Source organism: Planktosalinus sp. (assembly GCF_059864935.1).
Window position 1 is genome coordinate 1 of record NZ_JCBCCK010000027.1, and the last position, 4645, is coordinate 4645.

The 4645-nt window shown below is 41.2% G+C and carries 4 protein-coding genes and 1 pseudogene; 4 read left to right on the top strand and 1 reads right to left on the bottom strand.

The window, feature by feature from the left end; translation table 11 throughout:
* From AC6F75_RS01160 to AC6F75_RS01175, 4 genes and pseudogenes are all read left to right on the top strand, one after another.
* Positions 1–943 (top strand): annotated as a pseudogene (locus AC6F75_RS01160) (DNA mismatch repair MutL family protein); the annotation flags it as partial.
* Between the two features lie 9 nt (positions 944–952).
* Positions 953–1705 (top strand): rhomboid family intramembrane serine protease, encoded by a 753-nt coding sequence (locus tag AC6F75_RS01165; RefSeq protein ID WP_500713091.1) that lies wholly within the window; start codon positions 953–955, stop codon positions 1703–1705.
* Between the two features lie 126 nt (positions 1706–1831).
* On the top strand, positions 1832–2716 hold the full coding sequence (locus tag AC6F75_RS01170; protein ID WP_500713092.1) for a rhomboid family intramembrane serine protease: 885 nt from the start codon (positions 1832–1834) through the stop codon (positions 2714–2716).
* 120 nt (positions 2717–2836) lie between these two features.
* A complete protein-coding gene (locus tag AC6F75_RS01175; RefSeq protein WP_500713093.1) occupies positions 2837–3871 on the top strand; it encodes an endonuclease/exonuclease/phosphatase family protein in 1035 nt (344 codons plus the stop codon).
* 222 nt (positions 3872–4093) lie between these two features.
* Here AC6F75_RS01175 and AC6F75_RS01180 read toward each other — a convergent pair whose 3' ends face one another.
* Positions 4094–4504 (bottom strand): hypothetical protein, encoded by a 411-nt coding sequence (locus AC6F75_RS01180; protein ID WP_500713094.1) that lies wholly within the window; start codon positions 4502–4504, stop codon positions 4094–4096.
* Positions 4505–4645 lie beyond the last annotated feature (141 nt).

Sequence of the window (4645 nt, forward strand, 5' to 3'; positions counted from 1 at the left end):
GGTGAAATTTGAAGACGAGCACACGCTTTATGCCATGCTTCGCTCGGCCATAAAACACAGCCTGGGTCAGTTTAATGTGGCCCCTGTTCTGGACTTTGACAGGGACAAAACGCTGGATACACCTTATGATTACTCAAAAAAGGCACCCAACATCCCTCAAATAGAGGTGGATAAAGATTTTAATCCGTTTAGTGACTCCAAGCCGGTTCAAAAAAACATCACATTTCCGTTTAAACGGGAAAAAGCTCCCTCTTGGGAAGTGCTTTACACCGGACTTGAAGGACAACCGGAAATTACGAGCAAAACCATTGACCTCGATGAAATAGAGCTGGAAAGTGAGGAGATTACCGGCTCTTTGTTTACCGATGAGGAATCGACTTCCACCCAGCAAATTTTTTCATTGCACAACAAATACCTGTTGATTTCGGTGAAAAGTGGTTTTTTAGCCATTCACCGCAGGCGGGCACACGAACGTATTTTGTATGAAGAGTTTTTAAAAAACATTACCATACAGGAAGCCATCAGCCAACAATTGTTGTTTCCTTTGGAGTTTTCATTTGCAAAAAATGATATTAACCTGTTGCAACAGGTGAAAGAACAACTGGAGTTTACCGGCTTTGGCTTTGAAGAATTTGAAAACGAAAACATCACCATAAAGGGCATTCCGGCAGGAGTTAAAGAGTCTGACATCAAAGCAATCTTTGACCAATTGCTCAGCGATTTAAGTCACGATGTGCCCGAGAGTTCATACAGCCTTAACGATGCACTGGCCAAATCGTTGGCCAAATCACTGGCAACTAAAACAGGGACGCATTTAAATAAAGAACAACAAGACCATTTAGTCAACACTCTTTTTGCCTGTAAGGAGCCATCAGTCTCACCCGAAAACAAACCGGTGATAGTAACCATTCCTTTAGGGGAAATTGATAAAAAATTTAATTAGATTTAAAGCATGGGAAGAATTTCAGATACTGTCAAGGTTTTATTGATTGTCAATATTTTGTTTTATGTGGGCACTATGTCATTAGGTAATCAGGCCTACGAACTCTTTGCATTGCATTACCCCGACAACGAGCGGTTTGAATATTGGCAGTTGGTGTCTCATATGTTTATGCACGGCAGTACGGCACACATATTTTTGAATATGTTTATGTTGTATATGTTTGGCAGTCATTTGGAGTTTAGTATCGGGCAGAAAAAGTTTTTATTCCTGTATTTTTCAGCAGGCTTTGGTGCGGCAGCCTTACAATTACTGTTTTTATATGTGGGCTTTCAGGATGCCTGGCAAACTTATATCAATGCAGGAGCGAGTCCGGAACAAATTCGCGAAACCTTAACGATGATTACGCAAAGCGGAAGGTATTACCCCATTGCAGGCGTTTCCGAAGAAGTTACCGCAAAACTGTATTCCAGCTATGCCTCTAGTATGGTAGGCGCATCGGGAGCGGTGTTTGGTGTCTTGGCAGCATTTGCCGTATTGTATCCCAATTTGCCGTTATACCTGTTTTTTATACCCATTCCCATCAAGGCAAAATACCTTATCGGGGCTTATTTTGCCTTCGATTTGTACAGTGCAGCAACAGGAACAAATGTAATAGGCCCTTCAAACATAGCACACTGGGCACATGTAGGCGGAGCGGTAATCGGGTTTATCACGATGTGGTACTGGAAGAAAAACAGTTTTGATCAGAATAGATGGGATTGATGGTTCAATGTTCAAGGTTCAAGGTTCAATGTTCAATGTTCAAGGTTCAATGTTCAAGGTTAAGCATATTAACAACAAACTATTAACAACAACTATAAACTATAAACAACAAACTATAAACCCCTAATGAACACACTAGAACAAGCAAAGTACAAATTCAGGATGGCCAATGTGGTGGAGAAACTCATTATTGTCAATGCGGTGGTGTTTATATTGATGTATGGTATACAGGTAATTTTGTTTTTGTTTGAAATGCCACTTGACACCATAAAACAATGGCTGGTATTTTCTAAAGACCCAGGGGATATGCTCTACAAACCCTGGAGTATCATCACTTATGCTTTTCTGCATCAGGGAATCTGGCATATATTCTTCAATATGCTGATTTTGTATTACTTCGGGCAGTTCTTTTTGACTTATTTTTCGCCCAAGCGTTTACTGAATTTCTATTTTCTGGGTGCCATAGCAGGCGCACTGGTGTTTATGCTGAGCTACAATTTATTCCCGGCTTTTTCCGGAACGGGAAGGTCATTTCTATTGGGAGCATCAGCTTCGGTGATGGCCATACTGGTGGGCATTGCCACTAAAGTGCCTTATCTGGGCGTGCGTTTGTTTTTCTTGGGCACAATAAAACTATGGCAAATCGCCTTGTTTTTTGTGGTGTTGGATTTGGTCAGGATTCCACTTGGAAACACAGGCGGTCACCTGGCGCATCTTGGTGGTGCTTTTCTAGGCTATATTTATGTCAAACAACTGGATAAGGGCAACGACATCGGTTTGTGGTGGGAATCGCTTTCGGGTTGGTTTGTGGGCTTATTTACTTCAGCAAAAAACAAACCGTTTAGAACGGTACACCGAAATACAAGTGCAAAAAAACCGGCTCCAAAGAAGCAGGATAAAAACGACAAGCAGAAAAAAATTGACGCCATTTTAGATAAAATCAGCAAAAGTGGTTATGACAGCCTGAGCAAGGAGGAGAAGGACTTTTTGTTTAAATCTGGAAACGAATAAGCACCAAAAATCAAGTGCCAAAATATGAGACACCCCCTTACCCCCTAAAGGGGGGAGCCGGTTGCAAAAAGTAAAATAAAAAAACAATAAACCAGAAACAACAAACCACAAACCTCACTCGTGAAAAAACTCGGGCTTATCGATAAACTCATTTACCTGGCCAACTCCATTTTTGCCTTTGGGTTGTTGATGTCGTTGTTAATCCCTTATATTTCGCCGGATAGTTTTCCGTTGCTTTCAGTACTGAGCCTGGTGGTTTCACCCTTACTGCTTATTAACGTGCTTTTTTTGGTGTATTGGGTGCTTCGTGTCAAACGACAAATGTTGATGTCGCTTATCGTGTTGTTGGTCTGTGCGGTGCAGTTCAATGCCTTTTACCGCATTGATTTTAAAGAAAGCCCACCCCAGAAGGAAAACAGCCTGAAGGTGATGAATTATAATGTGCGCCTGTTTAATCTCTACAACTGGATCAATGATGATGCCATTCCTTCTCAAATCAGCACGTTTATTGCAGGACAAGATCCCGACATCATCAGTTTTCAGGAGTATTCGTCCACAGATAAAGTGAACCTGAAAGCCTATCCTCACAAGCATGTGGTGTTACAAAAGGAAAGCCCCTCTTTCGGGCAGGCCATTTATTCAAAATATCCAATTGTAAACTCAGGCAATCTCAATTTTAAAAACTCAGGAAACAACGCCATTTATGCCGATGTGGTTAAGGGCAAGGACACCATTCGCATATACAATGTGCATTTGCAGTCGCTGCAAATCAACGAAAGTGACATCGATTTTGATCAGGAGAGTTCCAAACGACTTGTGAGGAGGCTGGGCAATTCTTTCAAAAAACAACAAAACCAGGCTGAAATTCTAGAAGCACACATAAAAAAATCGCCTTACAAAACCATCGTGATGGCCGATTTAAACAACACGGCCTTCTCCTATGTGTACCGAAAAATAAAAGGTACTAAAAACGACGCTTTCGCGAAAAGGGGTAAAGGACTGGGCAAAACTTTTGTCATCAAACACATCCCGCTGCGCATCGACTTTATCCTGACTGACCGGGCTTTTACCGTAAACGAATTCCAGACCCACAAAGAGGAACTTTCTGACCATTTTGCGATTAGCTCGGTGGTGAGTTGGTCTCCTTCGGAGTGACGACAGGGAGACAAGGAGAAGGGGTGACAAGGAGATAAGGAGAGGGTTCAGTTGAATACATACACTTTATAATTAAACCATTAAGACATTAAGTAACATTAAGAATTATACGCTTAACTAACCTTAATGTCTTACTGGTAAAAAATCTTTGCGCCCTTCGCGCCTTTGCGGTGATATTGAGTTCCGTTTTATTTCACCGAAAAGTCCGAATACCCCAATAGGTTATTCTTCCGTTTCTTCTGCAGTTTCATCAATTTCTTCTTCTTCTTCTTCTTCTTCTTCTTCTTCTTCTTCTTCTTCTTCTTCTTCTTGTGCAGCCGCCTCATTAAGAGCAAGATAAATAGGCAGATTGTCCCAGTAGCCATACTCAGTCACCACTTTTGAATCTACAAAGCGTGCGGTAAGGTGAACAGGAATTTCAACGCGCTTGCCGGTTGCGGCAACCACGCCATACCAAGTTCCCCAAAAGTTTACCCACATTTCGTCATCATCGGTAATGACTCGCTCAAATTCGCTGCTATCTTCTTTAAATCCAAAATCAGAAAGCATAGCAACGTTGCTTTTATGTCCATCAATGGCTTCCTCAATGGTTATGGGGTTATCACTGACTGTGTTGAAGTGGATTTTTGCCACTTCAGCAAAGTTCACTTCACCGATTAAAAACAACCGTTATCGAAAAGTCTTACACTTAATCGTTTTATAATCATATCATAATATAAGATGTACTAAAAAATGGGTATTTTTATACTTTAAAAACTTACTAATATGAAAACA

Bases quoted from the DNA above. Each gene is read 5' to 3' on its own strand.
- AC6F75_RS01165 (WP_500713091.1), top strand. From the start codon at position 953: ATGGGAAGAATTTCAGATACTGTCAAGGTTTTATTGATTGTCAATATT.
- AC6F75_RS01170 (WP_500713092.1), top strand. From the start codon at position 1,832: ATGAACACACTAGAACAAGCAAAGTACAAATTCAGGATGGCCAATGTG.